This window comes from Thioalkalivibrio sp. AKL9, from assembly GCF_000377825.1.
Lineage (GTDB): Bacteria > Pseudomonadota > Gammaproteobacteria > Ectothiorhodospirales > Ectothiorhodospiraceae > Thioalkalivibrio > Thioalkalivibrio versutus.
In genome coordinates this window covers 1-22,901 of the sequence record NZ_KB905122.1, presented here as the reverse complement: position 1 = coordinate 22,901, position 22,901 = coordinate 1, and the positions used below count along the sequence as shown (strand labels likewise).

General features: G+C 66.5%; 23 protein-coding genes and 3 pseudogenes. 23 read left to right on the top strand and 3 right to left on the bottom strand.

The genetic code is table 11. The annotated features are described in order from the left end of the window. Nucleotides 1-136 (top strand): annotated as a pseudogene (locus D573_RS14620) (IS5/IS1182 family transposase); the annotation flags it as partial. A 264-nt stretch (nt 137-400) separates the two neighbouring features. Then, the gene (locus D573_RS0113250) at nt 401-1,726 is read left to right on the top strand and encodes a DUF3422 family protein (RefSeq protein WP_018939097.1); all 1,326 of its coding nucleotides are present in this window, start codon (nt 401-403) and stop codon (nt 1,724-1,726) included. A gap of 29 nt (nt 1,727-1,755) precedes the next feature. On the opposite strand, the gene D573_RS0113245 is transcribed toward D573_RS0113250, so the two are convergent. Next, on the bottom strand, nt 1,756-2,568 hold the full coding sequence (locus D573_RS0113245) for an inositol monophosphatase family protein (RefSeq protein WP_018939096.1): 813 nt from the start codon (nt 2,566-2,568) through the stop codon (nt 1,756-1,758). A gap of 160 nt (nt 2,569-2,728) precedes the next feature. On the opposite strand from D573_RS0113245, the gene D573_RS0113240 reads away from it, so the two are divergent. The 19 genes from D573_RS0113240 (at nt 2,729) to D573_RS0113150 (ending at nt 19,907) form a co-directional block, all read left to right on the top strand. Then, nucleotides 2,729-3,466, top strand: a complete 738-nt coding sequence (locus D573_RS0113240) for an RNA methyltransferase (RefSeq protein WP_018939095.1) — start codon at nt 2,729-2,731, stop codon at nt 3,464-3,466. 57 nt (nt 3,467-3,523) lie between these two features. Further along, the gene (gene cysE, locus D573_RS0113235; RefSeq protein WP_019568247.1) at nt 3,524-4,351 is read left to right on the top strand and encodes a serine O-acetyltransferase; all 828 of its coding nucleotides are present in this window, start codon (nt 3,524-3,526) and stop codon (nt 4,349-4,351) included. Nucleotides 4,352-4,409: 58 nt separating this feature from the next. Next, nucleotides 4,410-4,922 carry an Rrf2 family transcriptional regulator gene (locus D573_RS0113230; RefSeq protein WP_018145989.1) on the top strand — a complete coding sequence of 171 codons (513 nt, stop codon included), beginning with the start codon at nt 4,410-4,412 and terminating at the stop codon, nt 4,920-4,922. 6 nt (nt 4,923-4,928) lie between these two features. Continuing rightward, a complete protein-coding gene (locus D573_RS0113225; RefSeq protein ID WP_018145988.1) occupies nt 4,929-6,152 on the top strand; it encodes an IscS subfamily cysteine desulfurase in 1,224 nt (407 codons plus the stop codon). A 54-nt stretch (nt 6,153-6,206) separates the two neighbouring features. Beyond that, complete coding sequence (gene iscU / locus D573_RS0113220; protein WP_018145987.1) at nt 6,207-6,617, top strand: Fe-S cluster assembly scaffold IscU; 411 nt, start codon at nt 6,207-6,209, stop codon at nt 6,615-6,617. 7 nt (nt 6,618-6,624) lie between these two features. Beyond that, nucleotides 6,625-6,948 carry an iron-sulfur cluster assembly protein IscA gene (gene iscA / locus D573_RS0113215; protein ID WP_018939093.1) on the top strand — a complete coding sequence of 108 codons (324 nt, stop codon included), beginning with the start codon at nt 6,625-6,627 and terminating at the stop codon, nt 6,946-6,948. 105 nt (nt 6,949-7,053) lie between these two features. After that, the gene (hscB, locus tag D573_RS0113210) at nt 7,054-7,578 is read left to right on the top strand and encodes a Fe-S protein assembly co-chaperone HscB (RefSeq protein ID WP_018145985.1); all 525 of its coding nucleotides are present in this window, start codon (nt 7,054-7,056) and stop codon (nt 7,576-7,578) included. Nucleotides 7,579-7,609: 31 nt separating this feature from the next. Next, entirely contained in the window at nt 7,610-9,493 is a 1,884-nt protein-coding gene (hscA, locus tag D573_RS0113205) for a Fe-S protein assembly chaperone HscA (RefSeq protein ID WP_018939092.1), read from the top strand. A 4-nt stretch (nt 9,494-9,497) separates the two neighbouring features. Continuing rightward, a complete protein-coding gene (gene fdx / locus D573_RS0113200) occupies nt 9,498-9,836 on the top strand; it encodes an ISC system 2Fe-2S type ferredoxin (protein ID WP_018145983.1) in 339 nt (112 codons plus the stop codon). A 14-nt stretch (nt 9,837-9,850) separates the two neighbouring features. Continuing rightward, nucleotides 9,851-10,054, top strand: a complete 204-nt coding sequence (gene iscX / locus D573_RS0113195) for a Fe-S cluster assembly protein IscX (RefSeq protein ID WP_018145982.1) — start codon at nt 9,851-9,853, stop codon at nt 10,052-10,054. Nucleotides 10,055-10,421: 367 nt separating this feature from the next. After that, entirely contained in the window at nt 10,422-10,853 is a 432-nt protein-coding gene (gene ndk / locus D573_RS0113190; RefSeq protein WP_018145981.1) for a nucleoside-diphosphate kinase, read from the top strand. Between the two features lie 107 nt (nt 10,854-10,960). Further along, on the top strand, nt 10,961-12,094 hold the full coding sequence (locus D573_RS0113185; RefSeq protein ID WP_018145980.1) for a bifunctional tRNA (adenosine(37)-C2)-methyltransferase TrmG/ribosomal RNA large subunit methyltransferase RlmN: 1,134 nt from the start codon (nt 10,961-10,963) through the stop codon (nt 12,092-12,094). Continuing rightward, entirely contained in the window at nt 12,091-12,861 is a 771-nt protein-coding gene (gene pilW / locus D573_RS0113180; protein ID WP_018939091.1) for a type IV pilus biogenesis/stability protein PilW, read from the top strand. The genes D573_RS0113185 and pilW overlap by 4 nt, the downstream gene beginning before the upstream one ends. After that, complete coding sequence (locus D573_RS0113175) at nt 12,858-14,030, top strand: helix-turn-helix domain-containing protein (protein ID WP_018939090.1); 1,173 nt, start codon at nt 12,858-12,860, stop codon at nt 14,028-14,030. The genes pilW and D573_RS0113175 overlap by 4 nt, the downstream gene beginning before the upstream one ends. A 46-nt stretch (nt 14,031-14,076) precedes the next feature. Continuing rightward, a complete protein-coding gene (gene hisS / locus D573_RS0113170; RefSeq protein WP_018939089.1) occupies nt 14,077-15,357 on the top strand; it encodes a histidine--tRNA ligase in 1,281 nt (426 codons plus the stop codon). Nucleotides 15,358-15,380: 23 nt separating this feature from the next. Then, the gene (locus D573_RS0113165) at nt 15,381-15,995 is read left to right on the top strand and encodes a tetratricopeptide repeat protein (protein ID WP_018939088.1); all 615 of its coding nucleotides are present in this window, start codon (nt 15,381-15,383) and stop codon (nt 15,993-15,995) included. 45 nt (nt 15,996-16,040) lie between these two features. Then, nucleotides 16,041-17,201, top strand: a complete 1,161-nt coding sequence (gene bamB / locus D573_RS0113160; protein WP_018939087.1) for an outer membrane protein assembly factor BamB — start codon at nt 16,041-16,043, stop codon at nt 17,199-17,201. Nucleotides 17,202-17,250: 49 nt separating this feature from the next. After that, nucleotides 17,251-18,702, top strand: a complete 1,452-nt coding sequence (der, locus tag D573_RS0113155; RefSeq protein ID WP_018939086.1) for a ribosome biogenesis GTPase Der — start codon at nt 17,251-17,253, stop codon at nt 18,700-18,702. A gap of 35 nt (nt 18,703-18,737) precedes the next feature. Next, complete coding sequence (locus tag D573_RS0113150; RefSeq protein ID WP_018939085.1) at nt 18,738-19,907, top strand: aminotransferase class I/II-fold pyridoxal phosphate-dependent enzyme; 1,170 nt, start codon at nt 18,738-18,740, stop codon at nt 19,905-19,907. A 98-nt stretch (nt 19,908-20,005) separates the two neighbouring features. On the opposite strand, the gene D573_RS0113145 is transcribed toward D573_RS0113150, so the two are convergent. Both D573_RS0113145 and D573_RS13935 read right to left on the bottom strand, forming a co-directional pair. After that, complete coding sequence (locus D573_RS0113145) at nt 20,006-21,673, bottom strand: Na/Pi symporter (RefSeq protein WP_018939084.1); 1,668 nt, start codon at nt 21,671-21,673, stop codon at nt 20,006-20,008. Nucleotides 21,674-21,722: 49 nt separating this feature from the next. Then, a pseudogene (locus D573_RS13935) lies at nt 21,723-22,277 on the bottom strand (sodium-dependent transporter); the annotation flags it as partial. Nucleotides 22,278-22,280: 3 nt separating this feature from the next. Between D573_RS13935 and D573_RS14495 the strand changes: the two are divergent. Beyond that, nucleotides 22,281-22,623: pseudogene (locus D573_RS14495) on the top strand (aminotransferase class I/II-fold pyridoxal phosphate-dependent enzyme); the annotation flags it as partial. 86 nt (nt 22,624-22,709) lie between these two features. Beyond that, nucleotides 22,710-22,901 (top strand): leucine zipper domain-containing protein (locus D573_RS15025; RefSeq protein ID WP_196800925.1); only part of this gene is annotated, 192 nt, incomplete at its 3' end.

Below are 22,901 nucleotides of genomic sequence, written 5' to 3'. Positions count from 1 at the left end.
TGTGCTGAAGAACCTGTTCGGGTATCGCAAGGTGCGTTACCGGGGCCTCAAGAAGAACACCGCGCAGCTGCACAGCCTGTTCGCCCTGGCGAACCTGTACCGTGCGCGACGATGGGGACTCCTGCCGAAGGGGTAGTGTGTCCGCAGGACCGGAAATCGCCCCTGTAACCGCCAAAAACGGCGGTTACAGGGGCCCAGGCCGGCCGTAATGGCCCCAGTGCCCTTCCAAAACGCTTCGGCGGGGCACCGAGCCGGATGCAGGCCCATTGATCAGTGTTTCCCTAAAGTGAAGTTGATCGGTGCGGCGTCTGGGCCAGCACGCTGTCCTTGCCGTCCATATCCACTTCCGTCAGCGTGGCCTGCCCGGGCTTCTGGAAGCCGTCTTCAGGTTTAATCCGCGATGAAAGAGAGTCCGTCCCTGCCCCCGAGTCACCCCCTGCGGGAGTCGATTCACGATGAAGTCCATGCGCGTTTCTACGAGCCGCTGGACGCCCCTGCGACTGCCTCGTGGCTGGCGCTTTTGTCGCCGCGCGACTCCGCCGAGCGCGAACGTGAACTGGTAGCGGAGCTCTGCCGTCGTTTTGGCGTGAACGAGCCGGTCCCGCAGAAGAACTTCGTCGCCTGCGATCTGGGGCCGTTTCGCTTGCGCTGGGAACGCCACAACGAGTTCTCCACCTGGTCATTCTTCGTGACCGGAGAAGCCTTCAGCGACCCGTTCGCCGACCCGGCGATCAACCGCGTGCCGGCCGACTGGCTGAGCGAGCTGCCAGGGAGCACCATCGCCGCGATCCATCTGGCGCTGGAGTCGCGTGACATGCCGGAGCGATCCTTCGAGCAGCTGGAAGCCGTATTCGCTCCGCATCCCATTGTCGGCAACGGCGTGGCTGGCGGGGATGGCCTGGTATGGACCGATTTTCGGGTCCACGAGGACGGTTTCTCCCGCTTCCTGGTGCGCGATGTCGATCTCACCCGGCGTGAGGCCGGGCGTATCGCCCAGCGCCTGTTCGAACTGGAGACCTACCGGCTGCTGGCCCTGCTGGCGCTCCCGCTGGTCCGCGAGCTGATGCCGGAACTCGACGAACTCGAGGGCCGGCTGAACGACATTAACGACGAGATGGCGGGGATCACCGAGCAGTTCGCCGCATCGGATCGCGAGCAGCAGTTGCTGGCGGTGCTCTCCGACCTTGCATCCGACGTCGAGCGCCTGAGCAGCTATGCCGGCAGCCGCTTCCACGCATCCCGCGCCTATGCCTCGCTGGTGGACAGAGGCGCTGAGGAACTGAGGACCAAGCGCATGCCGGGGCTGCAGACCCTGTGTGAATATTTAAGCTGGCGCATGGCTCCGGCCATGGGTACTTGCGCGTCGCAGGCGGAACGGCTGGAGGTACTGTCCACGCGCATCCACCGCACCGGATCGCTGTTGCGCACCCGGGTGGACGTGGCGCTGGAACGGCAGAACCGCGACCTGCTGAGCTCGATGAACCGGCGCGCCGACCTGCAGTTGCGCCTGCAGCGGACAGTGGAGGGGCTTTCGGTGGTGGTGATCAGCTACTACCTGACCAGCCTGGTGGCCTACCTGTTACGCGGGGTGGACGCGGCGGTCGCGTTGCCGCTGCCGGTGAACATTGCCATCGGGATGACGGTGCCGGTGGTGGTCGCCGGGGTGTGGTTTTCCCTGAGGCGGATGCGCGCGCGAATCGAGCGGAAGGCCGGGCGCGGGGCCTGACTCCCGGCACCCGGTGGGGCGCGGGCCCTTCAGGCGTCAGAGCGGGCGGTGGTGTCCTTTTCGGCCTTGTGCAGGCGCTGGAGCATGGCCTTGAGGACCTTCGGGTTGCCGGCGACGACGTCGCCGCGGCGCATCACGTCCGGGTTGCCCTGCCAGTCGCTGACCACGCCGCCGGCTTCCTGCACGAGGAGCAGGCCCGCGGCCATGTCCCAGGGCTGCAGGCCCATTTCCCAGAAGCCGTCAAAGCGCCCGCAGGCGACCCAGGCCAGGTCCAGTGCGGCGGACCCGGGCCGGCGGATGCCGGCGGTGCCCGGGATCAGGTGGCGCAGGCTGCTCAGGTAGCGCTCCAGGTCCTGGCCCTCGCGGAACGGGATGCCGGTGCCCAGCAGCGCGCCGTTCAGGTCCTTGCGTTCGGAGACGCGGATACGGCGACTGTTGAGGAAGGCGCCGGCGCCGCGCGTGGCGGTAAACAGCTCTTCCTTCAGCGGGTCGTAGACCACCGCCTGCTCCAGTCGGCCCTTGTGCTTCAGGGCGATGGAGATGCCGTACTGCGGGATCTCGCGCAGGTAGTTGGTGGTGCCATCCAGCGGATCGATGATCCAGACGAAGTCGGCGTCGCTGCCGCTTTGTTCGCCGCCTTCCTCGGCCATGATCGAGTGGTCGGGGTAGGCGCGGCGCAGGGTGCTCACGATGGCCTGCTCGGCGGACAGGTCGACATCCGACACCCAGTCGTTACGGGCCTTTTCGCGGGTGTTCATGCGATCCGGCCGGCCCCAGGCGCGGGTGGTGATGCGTCCGGCCTCGCGGGCCGCCGATACCGCCGTGTTCAGCATGGGGTGCATGGGGTGTCTCCTGGTGTTCTTCGGGGTGTCCGGCGGGCGCGCGCACGCGCCGCGGGAAGGCCGCGAACAATACACAAGCCGCTCTTTTTTGGGAAGTCGAGAGCCCCCCTGTGTACAATCCGCGAGCTTTGATGCGGGCATGGCAACGGAGACTCCACGAATGGAAGAACGCCTGAACCGGGTGCGCGTCGTGCTGGTGGGTACGACGCATCCGGGCAACATTGGGTCCGCCGCACGTGCGATGAAGGCCATGGGAGTGACGGATCTGGTGCTGGTGGCGCCGGAGCGGTTTCCGCATGCCGATGCCACGGCGCTGGCGTCCGGGGCGGATGACCTGCTGGCGCGGGCGCGCGTGGTGGATGATGTGGCCGCCGCGGTCTCCGACTGCGTGTGGGTGGTGGGCACCAGTGCCCGGCTGCGCACCCACTCGGTACCGGTGCTGGGCCCGGACGTGGCGGCCGGGCAGGCGCTGGAGAACGCGGCCCTGGGACCGGTGGCCCTGGTTTTCGGACGTGAACACAGTGGTCTGACCAACACCGAGCTGGATTACTGCAACGCGTTTGTGCAGATCCCGACGGTGGCGGATTTCAGCTCCCTGAACCTGGCCGGCAGCGTGCAGGTAATGACCTATGCGCTCCGCATGGCGGCCCTGACCGGAATGGATCCCGGGCAGGCGAGTGCGGCAGGGGAGGCACGCGACCCGCTCGCGACCCAAGACGAGATGGAGGGCCTGTTCCGTCATTTCGAGCAGGCCCTGACGACCATCGAGGTGCTCGACCCGGACAATCCGCGCAATCTGATGCGGCGCTTGCGGCACCTCTATATGCGCGCCGGACTGACCGGCAGCGAGGTGCGCATGCTGCGCGGTATATTGACGCACACGGAAAAGGGCCGCTGAGGGCGCCGGAAACCGGCGTGATAACCTAGCGGATGACTCGGGAATTGAGGCCGGCCCATGTTTGACAGGATGCGCGAGGACATTCGCTGCGTGTTTGACCGTGACCCGGCGGCACGCAACGCCTTCGAGGTGCTGACCGCATACCCCGGCCTGCATGCGCTGTGGTATCACCGCCTCGCGCACTGGTTGTGGAACCACCGGATGCGCTGGCTGGGGCGCGTGATCGCGAACTTCAGCCGCTGGGTGACCGGCATCGAGATCCATCCGGGGGCGACCCTCGGCCGACGGTTCTTTATCGACCATGGCATGGGGGTGGTGATCGGCGAGACCGCCGAGGTCGGCGACGACTGCACGATCTACCACCAGGTGACCCTGGGCGGCACCACCTGGGAAGGCGGCAAGCGCCACCCGACGCTCGGCAACGAGGTGGTGATCGGTGCGGGTGCCAAATTGCTGGGCCCGATCCACGTGGGCGACCACGCGCGCATTGGCTCCAACGCAGTGGTGCTGAAGGATGTTCCGGCGGAGGCGACCGCGGTCGGCATTCCCGCCCGGGTGCTCGGCCCGCGGCCCGAGCCCGATCCGCGCTTCCAGCAGATGGCGGACCGCATGGGCTTCGATGCCTACGGCCTGTCGCGGGACATGCCGGATCCGGTGGCCAACGCGATCCACCGCATCGTGCAGCGCGTACACGACCTGGACGAGCGCATGGAACGGGCCTGCCAGGCGCTCAAGCGCGCCGGTATCGATCCGGGCGAGGCCCTGGGCGAGGACGATTCGGGCCCGCTGGAGGCCTGCGATCTGGAAGGTCTGGAGCCGGACGAGTGCGAGGTTCCGCCGAACGTGGCGCCCCAACAAGAACGTAAACAGCAAGGGAATACTTGATCGTTTTGCTCGGGTATTGCTAAGCTTGCCGGCAAATGACTGACAAGTGCTCTCAACCATGAAACTGACGACCAAAGGCCGGTACGCCGTCACCGCCATGCTCGATGTGGCGATGCACACCCGCAACGGGCCGGTATCCCTGGCCGAAGTGGCGCGGCGGCAGAAGCTTTCGCTGTCCTATCTGGAGCAGCTTTTTTCCAGGCTGCGCCGCAAGGGGCTGGTGAACAGCAGTCGCGGGCCGGGCGGGGGCTATGCCCTCAGCCGTGAACCGGAGGGGATCAGCGTGGCCGACATCGTGGTGGCGGTGGACGAGCCGGTGGACGTCACCCGCTGCGGCGGCAAGGCCAACTGCAATTCGGATTCGCGCTGCCTGACCCACGACCTGTGGACCGATCTGAGTCAGCAGGTCTATGACTTCCTCAGCACCCGCTCGCTGGCGGATGTACTGCAGCGCCATCGGGAACAAATGGAAAAAGACGGCGTGCAGGAGGTCGTGATGCACGGCGCCCCTCTGCAAGCCTCGACCGGAAAAAGCCATGCGACCGCCAAAGCGGCCGCGGAAAGGAGCTAACGCGCAATGAGTGACCTGAAACTGCCGATCTACCTCGATTATTCCTCGACCACGCCGGTCGACGAGCGTGTGGCCGAAAAGATGGCCGGCTGCCTGACCAAGGACGGCCTGTTCGGCAATCCCGCCTCGCGCAGCCACAGCTTTGGCTGGAGCGCGGAGAAGGCGGTGGAGAACGCTCGCGGCCAGGTCGCCGAGCTGGTGGGCGCCGATCCCAAGGAAATCATCTGGACCTCCGGTGCGACCGAGGCCGATAACCTGGCGATCAAGGGTGCCGCGCACTTCTACCAGCGCAAGGGCAAGCACATCATCACCGTGAAGACCGAGCACAAGGCCGTGCTCGATACCACGCGTCAGCTGGAGCGCGAGGGCTTCGAGGTCACGTACCTGGGTGTGAAGGAAAACGGCCTGATCGACCTGCAGGAGCTGCAAGACGCGATGCGTGACGACACCATCGTGGTCTCGGTGATGCACGTGAACAACGAGATCGGCGTCATCCAGGACATCGAGGCGATCGGCAACCTTTGCCGTGAGCGCGGGATCGTGTTTCATGTGGACGCGGCCCAGTCGACCGGGAAGGTCGCAGTCGACCTGTCCAGCCTGCCGGTGGACCTGATGAGCTTCTCTGCGCACAAGACCTACGGTCCGAAGGGCATCGGCGCGCTGTTCGTGCGCCGCAAGCCGCGCGTGCGGATCGAGGCGCAGATGCACGGCGGCGGCCACGAGCGTGGCATGCGCTCCGGCACGCTGGCACCACACCAGATTGTTGGTATGGGTGAGGCCTTTGCGCTTGCCGGTGCCGAGATGGGCCCCGAGCTGGAGCGCATCCGCATGCTGCGCGACCGTCTGTGGACGGGTCTCGACGGCATGGAAGAGGTCTATCTGAACGGCGATCAGGAACAGCGCGTGGCGCACAACCTGAACGTGTCCTTCAACTTCGTCGAGGGCGAGAGCCTGATCATGGCGCTGCGCGACATCGCCGTGTCCTCCGGCTCGGCCTGTACCTCGGCGAGTCTGGAACCGTCCTACGTCCTGCGTGCCCTGGGCCGCAACGACGAGCTGGCCCACAGCTCCATCCGCTTCTCCATCGGTCGCTATACGACGGTGGAAGAGGTCGACCACACGGTCAAGATTGTGCGCGCCGCGGTCGCCAAGCTGCGCGAACTCTCGCCACTGTGGGAGATGTACCAGGACGGCGTCGATCTGAGCACCGTCGAGTGGGCGGCCCACTAGGGGTCCGCTCGACACCACTAACGCAACGCGTACACACGCAACAGGAGAACGGTCATGGCTTACAGTGACAAGGTTCTGGACCACTACGAAAATCCGCGCAACGTCGGCAGCTTCGACAAGAACGACGACACGGTCGGCACCGGCATGGTCGGTGCCCCGGCCTGCGGCGACGTGATGAAGCTGCAGATCAAGGTCAATGACGACGGCATCATCGAGGACGCCAAGTTCAAGACCTACGGTTGCGGTTCGGCGATCGCTTCCAGCTCGCTGCTCACCGAATGGGTGCGTGGCAAGACCCTGGAAGAAGCCAGCCAGATCAAGAACACCCAGATCGCCGAGGAACTGGCGCTGCCGCCGGTGAAGATCCACTGCTCGGTGCTGGCCGAGGACGCAATCAAGGCGGCCGTGTCCAACTACCAGGAGCGCCACGGCGAGGCCGCGGAAGCCGAGAAGAAGTCTGCCTGAGGGTGCTATGTCGATTACAGTGACCGAACCCGCAGCCGAAAGGATCCACAACTTCCTCGACAAGAGAGGCAAGGGCGTGGGCGTGCGGCTGGCTGTCAGGACGACCGGCTGCTCCGGCATGGCCTACGTGGTGGAGTTTGCCGACGATATCGAGGATACCGATACGGTGTTCGAGGATCGCGGCGTGAAGCTGGTGGTGAATCCGAAGTCCCTCGTGTACCTCGATGGCACCGAGCTGGATTTCGGCAAGGAAGGCCTGAACGAAGGGTTCAAGTTCAATAATCCGAACGAGAAGGCCCGATGTGGCTGTGGTGAAAGCTTCAGTATCTGACTGACGATCGCATCCGGGGTGGTGCATGGCGGCCGATTGCTGGTCGTCGTCCCACCCCTTTTCTTTTGTCAGTGCGTCGCCAGTGCTTCCCGAGGCCGAGAGTTGATGAACGACCCATTCGAGCAGTTCGACCTGCCGGTCGCCTTCGAGGTGGACCGGCAACAGCTGGACGAGCGCTTTCGCCGCCTGCAGGCAGAGTTGCATCCGGACCGCTTCGTGCGCCAGGGCGACCAGGCCCGGCGCATGGCGGCGGCGGTGGCGGCCGACGTGAACGAGGCCTACGCGATCCTCGGGGATGACTACCGCCGTGCGCTGCACCTGCTGGAGCGCACGGGCGTGGCGTTCGACCCGGAACGCGATACCAGCCAGAACATCGAGTTCATCGAGGCGCAGATCGAGTGGCGCGAACGCATGGAAGAGGCCGCGGCGGCCAGGGATGGTGCCGCGCTGGAGGCCGCCGGCGAAGAGCTGGAGCAGGCCCGGGCCGAGGCACGGGCAAAGGTCGCGGATGCCCTGAAGGACCCGGCGGCCCCGGCGCCCGAGGCCAAGGACCGCGTGCTGGAATTGCGCTTTTTCGACCGCTTGCTGGACGAATTGAAACGAACCCGACAGAACCTGGCGCGCGGTTGATCCGCGGCCATGTGAAGGAGCCGAACACCCGATGGCGTTATTGCAGATCACCGAACCCGGAGCCGAGTCCGCGCCGCATCAGCGCCACCTCGCGGCCGGGATCGACCTCGGCACGACCCATTCGCTGGTCGCCACGGTGCGTAGTGGCGAGGCGGATACCCTGCCGGACGAGCAGGGCCGGCATATCCTGCCGTCGGTGGTCCACTACGCCGCGGATGGGGTGAGCGTGGGGTATGCGGCCGCGGAGCACGCGGCGGATGATCCGCACAACACCATCGCCTCGGTTAAGCGCCTGATCGGACGCGGCGCGGCGGATGTTGCGCGCCTGTCCGGCGAGCTGCCGTTCCGCCTCAAGACCGGCGAGTCCAGCGTGCCGCGGATCGAGACGGCCGCGGGTGACAAGACCGCCGTCGAGGTGTCCGCCGATATCCTTCGCACCCTGCGCCAACGCGCCGAAGCGACCCTGGGCGACGAACTCGAGGGCGTGGTGATCACCGTGCCCGCGTACTTTGATGATGCCCAGCGCCAGGCCACGCGCGATGCCGCGCAATTGGCGGGGCTGAACGTGTTTCGCCTGATCAGTGAACCGACTGCCGCAGCGGTGGCTTACGGGCTGGATCAGGGCGAGGAGAGCACCATCGCGGTTTACGACCTGGGCGGTGGGACCTTCGACATCTCCATACTGCAGCTGCGCCGCGGTGTGTTCGAGGTGCTGGCGACCGGTGGCGACTCGGCCCTGGGCGGCGATGACATCGACCGCACCATCGCCGACTGGCTATTGAACCAGGCCGGGATGGGCGGCGAGAACGACCCGCAGCGTCTGCGTCGGGTGTTGCTGGCCGCGCGCCAGGCGAAGGAGACCCTGACCGATGCCGCGAGTACTGCCGTCGAGGTTGTACGCGCGGACGGCTCCACCTGGTCCGGCGCGTTGGATCGCGAAACCCTCGTGGGGCTGGCTCGTCCATTGCTGGATCGCACCATGAAGGCCTGCCAGCAGGTCCTCGCGGATGCGGGCCTGGAGACGGGTGCGATTGACGAGGTTGTGCTGGTGGGTGGCTCCACCCGTATGCCTGCGGTGCGCGAGGCGGTGGAAGGGTTTTTCGGTCGGGTCCCGCATGCCGGGATCGATCCGGACCGCGTCGTGGCGATTGGCGCCGCGCAGCAGGCCGACATCCTGGCCGGCAACAAGCCGGATACGGAACTGCTGCTGCTGGACGTGATCCCGCTGTCCCTGGGCCTGGAAACGATGGGTGGGCTGGTCGAGTTCATTGTCCCGCGCAACACCACCATCCCGGTCTCGCGGGCCCAGGAGTTCACCACCTTCAAGGATGGCCAGACGGCGATGTCCCTGCATGTGGTGCAGGGCGAGCGCGACGTGGTGGACGCCAACCGCTCGCTGGCCCAGTTCACCCTGTCCGGCATCCCGCCGATGGTCGCTGGCGCGGCGCGCATCCGGGTGACGTTCCAGGTGGATGCCGATGGGTTGTTGAACGTGACCGCGCGCGAACAGACCCAGGGCGTGGAGGCGCATATCGAGGTCAAGCCGAGCTATGGGCTGACCGATTCCGAGATCGAGCAGATGCTGCGCGACTCGGCATCGTCCGCGCGCGAGGATATGGAGGCCCGCCGCCTGCGCGAAGAACAGGTGGAGGCCGACCGCGTGCTGGAGGCGATCGACGCCGCGCTGCAGACTGATGGTGATCGCTACCTGGAGCCGGAGGAGCGCCAGACCATAGAACAGGCGCGCGATGCCCTGCGCGCCGAACGCGAGAAGGGCGCCGACCCGGACGCGATCGAGGCCGCGCGCAAGCGCGTCGAGCAGGCCTCCGAGGCCTTCGTCGCGCGGCGCATGAATGACAGCATCCGGCGGGCACTCGCCGGTCACAACGTTAGCGAATACGACGCAGGGAACTGAGAACATGCCCCAGGTAATCTTTCTACCCCACGAGGAAATCTGCCCCGAAGGCGCCTCCCTCGAGGCCCCTTCGGGCATCAGCATCTGTGATCTTGCACTGCAAAACGGCATCGAGATCGAGCACGCCTGCGAGAAGTCCTGCGCCTGCACGACCTGTCATGTCTATGTGCGTGAAGGCCTCGACAGCCTGGGTGAGGCCACCGAGGACGAAGAAGACATGCTCGACAAGGCCTGGGGGCTGGAGCCGGATTCGCGCCTTTCCTGTCAGGCCGTTGTGGCCGACCGCGATCTCGTGGTGGAACTGCCGAAGTACACCATTAACCAGGTCTCCGAGAACCACTGAGCGAGGGATAGGCGATGAAGTGGACTGAAACCCAGGAAATTGCGATCCAGCTGGCCGATGAGCACCCGGACGTCGATCCGCGCCATATCAACTTCGTGGATCTGCGCCAGTGGGTGATGAACCTGCCGGAATTCGACGACGACCCCGAGCGCTCGGGAGAACGCGTCCTCGAGGCGATCCAGCTTGCCTGGATGGACGAGGCCGACGTCGACGACTGACGGGTTTTTGGATCGACCACGAAGCACACGAAGAAGGGCCAGACCCTTTTTCGCCACAGAGAGCACAGAGGACACCGGGACGGGCAAGGGGCTGAAACGCCTACCCGATGCCAGGATAGCTCACCGATGCGAAGTGGTATCCCGGCCTGTGCTTCTGTGTCGTCCCTCGACCTTCTGCGTGTCTGCGTGCGCTTCGTGGTGAATCCAGGCCGGTGACGTTGCTGCAGGGGCGTCAGGTCGCTAGACTACGCGCCGCACGTTGCGTCCGCGTCTTTTTTGCGTTGGGAACCCGCCGTTCGGCGGGTTCTCGCGTTTGCAGCCGGGCCCAGCGACCGATATTCAATCCAAGTACCAGGAGAGCCGCCCCATGGCCGTTGAACGCACCCTTTCCATCATCAAGCCTGACGCCGTTGCCAAGAATGCCATCGGCGACATCATCAGCCGTTTCGAAAAGGCCGGCCTGAAGGTCGTTGGCGCGCGCATGATGCACCTGAGCCGCGAGCAGGCCGAAGGCTTCTACGACGTGCACAAGGAACGCCCGTTCTTCAACGATCTGGTCGAGTTCATGATCTCCGGCCCGGCGCTGGTGCAGGTCCTGGAAGGCGAGGACGCCATTGCCAAGAACCGCGACATCATGGGTGCGACCAACCCGAAGGAAGCGGCTCCGGGCACCATCCGCGCCGACTTCGCTGTCTCCATCGACGAGAACGCCGTGCACGGCTCCGATGCCCCGGAAACCGCCGAGCGCGAGATCGCGTTCTTCTTCGGTGACGACGGCGTCTGCCCGCGTACCCGATAAGAGCTCCGCAGGCACTGCGGGGCCCGGCTGCACCGCGCAGCGGGCCCCGTAGGCAGGCATCCCTTCGGCACAGTACACTAGGGGACTTGAGCCAACCGGTCCCTGTTATGGCACACACATCCTCCACCCCCCTGAATCTCCTGGGCTACAGCCACCAACAGCTCGTCGAGCTGCTGGCGCAGTGGGGTGAACCGCGTTTTCGTGCCACCCAGCTGATCAAGTGGATCCATCAGCGCGGGGTCACCGACTTCGAACAGATGACCGACGTGTCGCGCAAGCTGCGCGATCGTCTGGAGCGCGAGACCGAGATCCGCGTGCCCGAGATCGGTCTGGAAAAGGCCTCCTCCGACGGTACCGTCAAGTGGGTGCTGCGGCTCCCCGACGGCAATGCCATCGAGACCGTCTTCATCCCCGAGGGCGGGCGCGGGACGTTGTGCATCTCCTCCCAGGTCGGCTGTGCGCTCGACTGCACCTTCTGCTCCACGGCCCAGCAGGGCTTCAACCGCAATCTCACCAGTGCCGAGATCATCGGTCAGGTGTGGCTGGCCATGCAGCGCCTCCCGGCGCCGGACGGCCGCAAGCGCGCAGTCAGCAACGTGGTCCTGATGGGTATGGGCGAGCCGCTGGCCAATTTCGATGCGGTGGTCCCGTCCTGTCAGTTGATGACCGACGACAATGCCTACGGTCTCAGCCGGCGCCGGGTGACCCTTTCGACCTCCGGCCTGGTTCCAGCCCTCGATCGCCTGAGCGCACATACCGATGTCGCTTTGGCCGTCAGCCTGCATGCGCCCAATGACGCGTTGCGCGACCGTCTGGTGCCGATCAACCGCAAGTACCCGCTCGCCGAGCTACTGGATAGTTGCCGCCGCTACGTGGAGGCAACCGACGCCCACAGTGGCGTGACGTTCGAATACGTCCTGCTGGCCGGCGTCAACGACCAGCCCGAGCACGCCAACGAGCTCGCCGGGCTGTTGCGGGGTATTCCCGGCAAGATCAACCTGATCCCGTTCAACCCGTTCCCGGGGGCTCCGTTCGAACGCCCGTCGGAGGCCACCGTTCTGGCCTTTGAGCGGCGCCTGCAGAAAGCCGGCTACGTGACCACCGTCCGGCGCACCCGGGGCGACGACATCGATGCCGCCTGCGGGCAGTTGGTGGGGCAGGTCGAGGATCGAACCAATCGTGGCATGCGCATGTTCCGCCTGCATGCCGAGTTGCCACAGACGGATCGGAGGGCTTCATGACTGGACGCGCGGGTTTGCGCATCGCCGGGGTTCTGACCCTGGCGCTGCTGCTGGGTGGCTGTGCCGCCACGGCCGACCGACCGGTCTCCGGCGAACGCGAGGATGCCGCCGAGGTGCATGCCGAACTGGGCATCGGCTATCTGCGCGAGGGCGAGTTCGAACAGGCCGAGCGCAACCTGCGGCGGGCGCTGGACTATGACCCCGGCTATGTCCTCGCCAATATCGGTATGGCAGCGATCTACGAGCGCAAGGACCAGCTGGACCGAGCCGAGGAACACTATCGCCGGGCCCTGCGCCGCGACGAGGACAACCCCTTTGCGCAGACCAATCTGGGCGCATTGCTTTGCGCCCGCGAGGACTTTGACGAGGCTCAGGAGCTGTTCGCCAAGGCGATTAGGAATCCGGATTACGATCGTCGCGACATCGCCCACATGAACTCCGGCGTCTGTCACGCGGACGCGGGCGATGCCGAGGAGGCCGAGCGGCAGTTGCGCCGGGCGCTGGAACTCAATCCGCAGTATCCCCGCGCGCTTCTGGAAATGGCGCGGCTGACTTATCAGGACGACCGGCCGATGCAGACGCGGGCCTTCCTGCAGCGATTGGACAGCCAGGGGGTCGAGAATGCCGAGACGCTGCTGCTGTGCTATCAGGCCGAAAGCGCGCTGGGCAACAGCCGCGCGGCCAACGCGTGTGCCGAGCGCCTGAGCCGCCATCACCCGGACAGCGACGAGATGGCCGAGCTGCGCCGGCTGGAGCGTGAAGGGTGAGCGATCCACGCGACAAGGAACCGGGCCTCGGGCGAGTCGAAGATGTCGATGATTCAACGAACAACGTCGCCTCCCTGCGCACCGAGGGTTCGGACCCCGATCCGGAGCCGTCCTTCTCCGCCGCGCATGGCCTGACCACCCGGGACCACCCGGAGGCATCCGGACCGGAGGCGCCCCGCGGTGAGGACGAGCCCGGCGCCAGTCTGCGGCGGGCGCGTGAGGCGGCCGGTCTGGACACCGCGACCCTGGCCAGCCGCATCCACCTCGGGCGCGGCACCCTGGAAGACCTCGAGGCCAATCGCTTTCATCACATGCCGCCGGCGTACGTGCGCGGCTATCTGCGCTCCTGCGCACGCGAACTGGGCGTGGCCGCGGACCCGTGGATTCAGTCCTTCGAGAGCCACGGGATGGTCGACCCCGAACTCCGGGCCGTCGCAACGCCCTCCGCGCGCGACCGTCAGCGTCGGCGCGGCCGCGGTATTTACTGGCTCGCCTTGCTGCTGGCCGTGATCCTGCTTGGGCTTGGGGTCTATGCCTGGAGCGAGCGCACGGACACGCCCGGGTGGCCGTCACTGAACCTGGGCGAGGCGCGGGATGCCGTCCCGAGCCTCGCCGATTTCCAGACCCCGGACGACGCCGAAGGGCGGAGCCCGTCGACTGCCGGGAGCACCGATCCGGAGCCCGCTACGCCCGCGCCGGAGGCCCTCCCGGAGGGCACCCAGCCGGAGCCGGCGGGTGCCGAGGGATCGGCCGGTGCCCCGGAAGCATCCTCGGAATCCACCGTGCTGGCTGAGGCCCTGACCGAACGCCTGGCCGTGCCGGAAGAGCCGGTCACGCCAGAGCCCCCCGTGCGGGCCGAAAGCGCAGCCCCTCTGGATGCTTCCCCGGTGATCGAGACTTCCGGTGAAGGTTCGGTGGCGGGTGAGGGCGCGCAACTGGTGCTGGAATTTGGCGAGACCTCCTGGGTGGAGATCCGCGATGCTGCCGACGAGGTGGTTTTGACCGGCGTGCTCAGCTCGGGTGACCGCGAGGAGATTCGCCTGGATCTGCCTGGCCGGGTGATCCTGGGCAACGCGTCCGGGGTCTCGCTGACGCTGGATGGCGAGCCGGTGGACGTCGAGACGCATATCCGGAGCGACCGCACCGCGCGCTTCGATCTGGAAGGCTGAGACCGGGTCTTTCCGGCAGGCCATCACGTACAAACAAAAAGACACCATGAAAGCGATCAAGTCGATCCGCGGGATGCATGACATCCTGCCCGAGTCCATTCATGTCTGGCAGCATCTGGAAGCCACCCTGCGCGAGGTTGTGGAGGCCTACGGCTACCACGAGATCCGCATGCCGATCGTGGAGTCGACCGAGCTGTTCAAGCGCTCCATCGGCGATGTCACGGATATCGTCGAAAAGGAGATGTACACCTTCGACGACCGCAATGGCGACAGCCTGAGCCTGCGCCCGGAAGGCACCGCGAGTTGCGTGCGCGCGGGGATCCAGCACGGGCTGCTGCACAACCAGGTGCAGCGACTATGGTACCTGGGGCCGATGTTCCGCCATGAGCGCCCGCAGAAGGGGCGCTATCGCCAGTTCCACCAGGTTGGGGTCGAGGTGTTCGGCCTGCCGGGGCCGGATGTCGACGCCGAGATGCTCGCGATGACCGCACGGCTGTGGCGCATGCTCGGGCTCTCGAACGTGCGCCTGGAGCTGAACACGCTGGGCACCCCGGAAAGCCGGCAGCGTTATCGCGACCACCTGATCGCCTATTTCGAGCAGCATCGTGACGCCCTCGACGAGGAGGCGCAGCGCCGGCTCTATGACAACCCGATGCGCATCCTCGACAGCAAGCATCCCGATACCCGCGAGGTGGTCGCGCAGGCCCCCAGCCTGATGGATGATCTGGACGCTGAGTCGCGCGCCCATTTCGACGGCTTGTGCGCGCATCTGGATGCGCTGGGCATCGCGTACGAGCACAACCCGCGCCTGGTGCGTGGGCTCGATTACTATACGCATACAGTATTCGAGTGGATCACCGAGGATCTCGGTGCCCAGGGTACGGTCTGCGCCGGCGGGCGCTACGACGGCCTGGTCGAACAGCTCGGTGGCCGTGGCACCCCGGCGATCGGGATGGCGATGGGCCTGGAGCGGCTGGTCGCGCTGCTGGAGGCGCGCGAAGACGCCCCGGCAGCGCCGGGTCCGGATGCCTACCTGATCGTCGGCGGCGACGAACTGGTCGGCCCGGCACTGCAACTGGCGGACCAGCTGCGTGGCGAATTGCCGGGGCTGCGACTGGTCCAGCACTGTGGTGGCGGCAGCTTCAAGTCGCAGATGAAACGTGCCGATCGTTTGGGGGCGCACTATGCCCTGGTGCTCGGTAGTGACGAGCATGCCGCGGGCACCGTCACGGTGAAGCCGTTAAGATCGCAGGGCGGCGAGCAGGTGGCCGTCGACCGTGCCGCTCTCGCCGACCATCTGCGCACGGCTCTGCAAGAGCGCTCGTAGTCAACGCAAGGATAGAGAACACGATGAGTTATCTCACCGACGAAGAAAAAGCCGAACGCATCAAGCAGTGGTGGGCGAACAACGGCATGGCGATTGTGGCTGGCCTGGTTCTGGGGGTCGGCGGCCTGTTCGGTTGGAACTGGTGGAGCGATCGCGAGGAATCGCGCGCCCAGGTGGCCTCCGAGATGTATCAGGCCCTGCAGGTCGCCGGTCAGACCGGCCAGACCGATCGCGCGCTGGAACTGGCCGACGCGGTGATCGAACAGGGACGGGGTACGCCCTACCGCGCGCTTGCCTGGGTCTACCGGGCCGATGTGGCGATCGCGCAGGACGACACCGATACCGCGATCGACGCGCTGCAGGCTGCGCGCGACGCGGCCCCCGATCGCGGGTATCGCGAGGTGCTGACGCTGCGTCTTGCGCGCCAGATGATCTTGGCCGAGCGCCTGGATGACGCCGAGGCGACCCTGGCGGACGTTCGCAGCGATGCCTTCACGGGGCTGAAGCGCGAGCTCGAAGGGGATCTGGCCCGCGCCCGTGGCGATCGCGAGCGGGCCCGCGAGCATTACGAGGCTGCACTGGACGCGGGGCACAGCCCCGAGTACCTGCGTCTGAAATACGAAGAACTTTCCGTCTAGAGGACCCGTCGCCTGATGTCTGTGCCTTCCCTTGCGAGTCCGGTCGTGCGCCTGCTGATTGCCAGTGCGCTGATCCTGTCCCTGAGCGCCTGCGGTCTGTGGTCGCGCGATACCACCGAGCCGCCGGCGGACCTGCCGGAGTTCGAGGCCGAAGGTCAGCCGGAGCGGCTGTGGTCGCGCTCGGTGGGCAGCGGTGGCGAGCGCTTCCTGTGGCAGATCTATCCCGGAATCACCGACGACCTGGTCGTGATGAGCGACGCCGCCGGGCGGGTTTCCGGTCTGAATCCCGACAGTGGCAGCCAGCGCTGGCAGGTGCGCCTGGATGATGCCCGGGTCTCCGCGGGGGTCGGCGTCGGTGGCGGCCTCGCCGTGGTCGGCACGCTGGACGGCTACGCCATCGGCGTGGATCTGGATGGCGATGGCGAACGCTGGCGTGCTGCGCTCTCCAGCGAGGTGCTGGCAGTCTCGGATGTGTCCGGCGGCCTGGTCATCGTGCGTACCAACGACGGCCGCATCCATGCCCTGGACGCCGACTCCGGCGCCACCCAGTGGACCGCGCTGCGCACCACACCCTCGCTGAGCCTGCGCGGGGCCCAGCGCCCGCAGATCACCTCCGGCCGTGTGCTGGCCGGGTTCGACAACGGCCGCCTGCTGATGCTGGGGCTCAACCGCGGCAACGTGCTGTGGGAGACCACCCTGGGGGTCCCCACCGGGCGCACGGAAGTCGAGCGCATGGTGGACCTGGACGGGCATATCCCGATGTATCGCGGCGCTGCCATTGCGGCCACCTACCAGGGAAGGCTCGCGGCGCTGGATCTCAACTCCGGCGAGATCTTCTGGGTCCGTGATTTTTCTTCCTATCAAGGCGGGGATGTGGATACGCGTTCCGATGTCCTGGTTGTGACCGATGCCGAGAGCCACCTGTGGGGCCTGGAACCCCGCAGTGGTGGTGACCTGTGGCAGATGGATGGCCTGCGCCTGCGCGGTGTGACTGCGCCGGTGGTGGTCGGCCAGCACGCCATCGTCGGTGATTACGAGGGCTACCTGCACTGGATCGACGTCGAGGACGGGCGCATTGTCGCCCGGCTGCGCGCCGGTTCCGGTTCCGTGGTTACGCGTCCCACCCTGGTGAACGGCACGCTGTATGTCGTCACCGACAACGGGCAGCTGACGGCCGTGAATCCCTCAATCCGGGGTGACGAGTGAGCCACAAGGTTTCAGGGCGCCGGGTTCTCCGCGCAGGGCGCAGCCGCAGATGATTCCGGTTATCGCCCTGATCGGTCGGCCGAATGTCGGCAAGTCCACATTGTTCAATCAGCTCACGCGCTCGCGCGATGCCCTGGTGGCGGACGTCGCCGGACTGACGCGTGATCGCCAGTACGGCATTGGCAAGGTCGGCGACTTTCCCTATCTGGTCGTGGACACCGGCGGGCTCTCGGGCGAGGGCGCGCAGATGGACCGCGCGATGGCCGAACAGACCCAGCGCGCGGTGGCCGAAGCGGATCATGTGCTGTTCCTGGTGGATGCTCGTGACGGCCTGACGCCGCAGGACCAGGCGATTGCCGCTCAGCTGCGTGGCGCCGGGGTAAAGGCGCGGGTCGTTGTGAACAAGACCGATGGTCTGGATGCCGATTCCGTCAGTGCGGAGTTCTATGCCCTCGGGCTGGGGCAGGTGACCTCCATTGCCGCAGCACACGGGCGCGGCGTACAGGGCCTGATGCAGGCGGTGCGCAAGGACGTGGCGGCCGCGCGCCGGGCGGCCAGTGAAGATGCCGAAGACGTCGAGGCCGCCAGTGACGGCCTCGACGAAGCCTCGCAGCAGGCGGCGCTGGATGACTGGCCGGGCATTCGCGTCGCGATCGTCGGACGCCCCAACGTCGGCAAGTCGACCCTGGTGAATCGTATCCTGGGCGACGAGCGCGTGGTGGCCACGGAAGTGGCCGGTACGACCCGCGACAGCATCTTTGTCCCGTTCGAGCGCGACGGTCAGGAGTACACCCTGATCGATACCGCCGGGGTACGCCGCCGTGGCCGGGTCCACGAGGTGATCGAGAAATTCAGCGTCATCAAAACGCTGCAGGCGATCGAGTCCGCCCACGTGGTGGTCCTGGTGGTGGACGCCCATGCCGGCCTGTCGGATCAGGATTCCCACCTGCTGGGGATGGTCATCGAGGCCGGGCGCTCGCTGGTGCTGGCCGTGAACAAGTGGGACGGCCTGGACGACCACGCGCGCGAGCGCATCCGCGACGAGCTGGACCGGCGCCTGGGGTTTGTCGATTTTGCCCGCATGCGGCTGATCTCGGCCTTGCACGGCACCAATGTCGGGCATCTGCTGGACGACGTGTGCGAGGCCCACGCCAGTGCCTTCCGCAAAATGTCCACGCCGGAGCTCACGCGTCTGCTGGAGGCCGCGGTGGCGGAGCATGCGCCGCCGATGATCAGCGGCCGGCGCATCAAACTGCGCTACGCGCACCAGGGGGGCCAGAACCCGCCGGTGATCGTGATCCACGGCAATCAGACCGACGCGCTTGCCGGGAGCTACAAGCGTTACCTGGAAAACTTCTTCCGCAAGCAGCTCAAGCTGGTCGGGACACCGTTGCGGCTCGAATTCCGCTCCGGGCGCAACCCCTACGCGGGCCGGCGCAACAAGCTCACGCCGAGACAGCAGTACAAGCGCAAGCGTCTGATGCGGCACGTGCGCCGCTGATCGCGCCGGTGGTCCCGGGGCATCCCGCCAATCCGATGCGTGACCCGGCGCTGTCCGGCTTCGCCGAGGTGGTGGAGCCGTTTCGGGTGATGGACATCCTGGCACGAGCCCAGGCGGCCGAGCGCACCGGGCGCGACATCATCCACCTGGAGGTAGGGGAGCCGGACTTCCCGACGCCGCCCCTGGTAATCGCGGCCGGTCGCGCCGCGCTGGCGGAGGGGGATACCCGCTACACCCCCGCGCACGGGACCCAGGCCCTGCGCGAGGCGCTGTCCGCCGACTACCGGCGACGCCATGGGGCCGAGGTCGACCCGGAACGCATCGTGATCACCGCGGGCGCCTCCGCAGCCATCCTGCTGGCGCTGGCGGCGGGGGTGAATCCGGGCGAGGAAGTCCTGCTGCCGGACCCCGGCTATGCCTGCAACCGCCAGTTCGTCGCCGCGCGTGGGGCGACCCCCGTGGGCTTGCCCGTCCAGGCCGAACATGCCTTCCAGCCGACCGCCGAGTCGATTGCCGCCGCGTGGGGCGCCAACACCCGTGCGGTGCTGCTGGGGTCGCCGGCGAACCCGACCGGGACCTGCCTGTCGCGTGATCGGCTGGCTGCGATCGTCGAGGTCGTGCGCGAGCGCGGAGGCCTGGTGATCATGGACGAGATCTACGCCCAGATCGTCTTCGATACCCCCGAGCCCAGTGCCGCGGCCGGCTTCCCGGATGTGGTGGTGATCAACTCGTTCTCCAAGTACTTCGCCATGACCGGGTGGCGCCTGGGCTGGATGGTGGTGCCGGAAGCCTGGGTGGACCCGGTACGGCGTCTGGCGCAGAACCTCTTCGTGGCCCCGGGCACTGTGGCGCAGGCCGCCGCACTCGCGGCTTTCGCCCCCGAAACCGAGGCCCTGCTGCAGTCCCAGGTCCAGGAACTAAAGGCGCGCCGGGATGTGCTACTGGACGCGTTGCCCATGCTCGGCCTGGAAGTGCAGGCACGCCCGGAGGGGGCGTTCTATGTCTGGACCGACTGTCGGGCGCATGGAGTGGATTCCGAGGCCCTTTGTGCCCGAATCCTGGACGAGACGGGGGTGGCCCTGACTCCGGGGACGGACTTCAGCCCCACCCGCGGTCGTGATTATGTGCGCATTGCCTACACTCAGTCCGAGTCCCGCCTGCGCGAGGCGCTGGAGCGCCTGCAAACCGTGTTCGCCCGCGGGTGACACGGCTCTCGCGGTTCCGGGACCATCGCACTGTAGGAGGCTAGCCCTCTGGCCGAAGGGGCGCTGGCGAGGCCAAGATCGCCGAAAGTACTCGGCTCCTATGCGCTGGTGGCTGCGGTTTCGGGGGCCTCGTGGCGAGCGCCCTCCGGGGAGGCCAACAGCAGGGAGTAGCGGCGCAGCAGCCAGACCCCGCGCTCGAACAGGCTGGTGGCACCGAACACTGCGTCGCGCGTGCTGCCGACGAGTTCGCCGCCGGTCAGTAGACGGCGCCGGATCGAGTCCATCAGTTCCGATCGATCATGGGTCAGCGACTGCAGCAGTTCGATGTCGTCGGCATCCTCGGTACGCGCCGCATCGTTCAGCGTCAGCAGCATCATGTGGAGGGTCTCGATCAGGCCATGGGTCAGCGCACGCGCCTCGGCCGAGTCCTTGCCAGTGCGCGCGCGTTCGACCTCGATGACCAGGTCGTTGAGGGTCTCCTGCAGCGACCCGATCAGTTCGTTCCGGCTCTTCAATACGATCGCATGGTCCAGGGTGGCGCCGCTGAGGGCGCCAGACAGGATCTCGTCCAGGAATTGTGCCGTCGCGTCCGCGACCTGGGTTCCGCCGCGCTGCAGGCTAACGCGGTCGTGACGGGGCTGTGGAATCTCGTCGCGCACGCCGTCGAGATATTCCGGCAGATGCCGCAGCAGGCGCAGCTGCTCCTGTTCAGCGAGCATCAGGGCACTGCCCGCGTCGTTCTGGGCCCCGGCGTACAGGTACTTCGGCTTTCCCAGGGTCTCCTCCGCGGTGGGTGGGGCCTTGCGTTCGAGATAGTCGGCGACGCGGTGGTGGAACGGGTGCATGACCATGTCGCAGGCAATCTGATAGAGCACATAGGAGAACGCGATCTGGAAGCCAATCCCGACCGGGAGTGCGGCCAGCAAGGCCGCGACCAGCGGGATGCCGCCGTAGAACTCGATCCAGAACAGTGGAAGCAGCAGGGCCAACCCCATGGCCTTGAGGATGAACTGGTACAGCGCTAGCTGCCGCCCGAGCCCCTTGTGCGAGGCGGCCAGCACAAGGGTGCTGATGCCCGTGCCGAAGCCCGCGCCGTAGACCACCATCAGCCCGTACTCCAGATCAATCACGCCACTGGCGGCCAAGGCCATGGTGACGATGGTGATGCTGGAGGCGGAGTGGGCGATGACCGCGAATACCAGCCCCGTCACGAACGCGATCAGCAGGGATTGCGCCGAGAGGGACATCAGTTCGGTCATCCAGGGGAGGTCGGCCAGCGGCTTGGCCCCCTCCTTGATGAAGATCAGGCCCAGAAACAGCAGCCCAATGCCGAGCAGCGCGCGGATCAGATGGCGCAGGCGAGCGGACTGGTCGCGATCGAAATAGAACAGCAGACCGGTCACACCCACCAGGATGAACACCATCAGGCTCAGGTCCAGGGCGGCGATCAGCACCAGCAGCGAGGTCCCGAGATTGGCGAAGTTGATGACCGGCTGGGCACGGCGCGCATCCAGCACGCCTGCGGTCACTAGCGAGATCAGCACGAAGATTACGGCGTGGATGCTCTGGCTGATGGCCCCGCCTACTAGTCCCAGCGCGGCAGCCGAACGATCGCTTGCGGTTGCCCGTCCGACCAGGGTGCGCAGGCGCCGATCCGCCAACTGGCGCAGATGTTCGCTGATCAGGCGGATGCCGACGAAGAACAGCCCGAGTCCCGCGAACAGGGTGGCGGCGATCTCGAACGTGACGATCCATTCATCATTCATGGGCGTATTCTAACGGTGCCTGAGGACGCAACGTGCAGCGGGCGTCGGTTCACAACGGCAGATGGCCGCTCAGGTCCGACAGCTGCCAAAAGAGGCCGAGCAGGGCCGCGGGCGCGAGATAACGCAGGATCGTGCGCCATAACGAGTCGGTGATTCGCCACTCTCCCATCTCGCTGGCGGCGATCTGGTTGGGGATGACCCAGCCCGCGAACAGGGCGATCAGCAATCCGCTCATGGGTAGCAGGATATTGATTGAGGCATGCTCGATCAGGTGGTAGAGCGTGGGCAATTCTAGCCCCAGCAGGGTTAGCACGATCTGCGCCCATTCGGCATCGGTAAACGAGGCAATGGTGATCAGGCTGAGCCCCCAGATTGCGAGCCCGGAGATCATCGCCGCCCCGGCCGGATGCATCCCGAAGCGCTCCCTTAGCAGGTGCACGAAGACCTGCACATTGGCAATCATGGTGCTGATTACCCCGATACCCAGGACCACGAAAAATACGGTCGCGCGCAGCACACCCGCCGGGATTGCCGAGAGTGCCAGGGGCAGAGTCTCGAACATCAGACCCGGCCCCGCGGCAGGGTTCAGCCCATGGGCGAACACGGGCGCCTGGGCTGGATGGTGGTGCCGGAGGCCTGGGTGGACCCGGTGCGGCGCCTGGCACAGAATCTGTTTGTGGCCCCAGCCAGCATGGCCCAGACCGCGGCGCTCGCGGCCTTCGCGCCCGAGACCGAGGCGTTGCTGCAATCGCGGGTGCGCGAGCTGAAACGCCGCCGGGACGCGCTGCTGGCGGCGCTGCCGGGGCTCGGGTTGGAGGTCCAGGCGCGGCCGGAGCGCGTTCTACATCTATGCCGACTGTACCGCCCACGGCCCGGACTCCGAGGTCCTTTGCGCGCGCATCCAGGACACGGCCGGTGTGGCCCTGACGCCGGGGACGGATTTCAGCCCTAGGTGTGATCTCTCAATAGGTTGTCCACGGGGCGACTCCGAAGGATGCTGAGTTTGCCGACTTAGCCATTCCAAGGAGGACGCCCCGTGAACCTTCACCAAAATGCCTTGTTTGGACCGCGCGGTCGAGAGCGGATGGTCCGTTGTGTCGTGGATCGAGGCTGGAGCATTCGAGCCACGGCCCGCGCCTGTGACGTGGACCCGAAAGTCGTGCGCCGCTGGGTGCAACGGTTCCAGGAGGCGGGCCCTGCCGGCCTCCTGGATCGTTCTTCCCGGCCT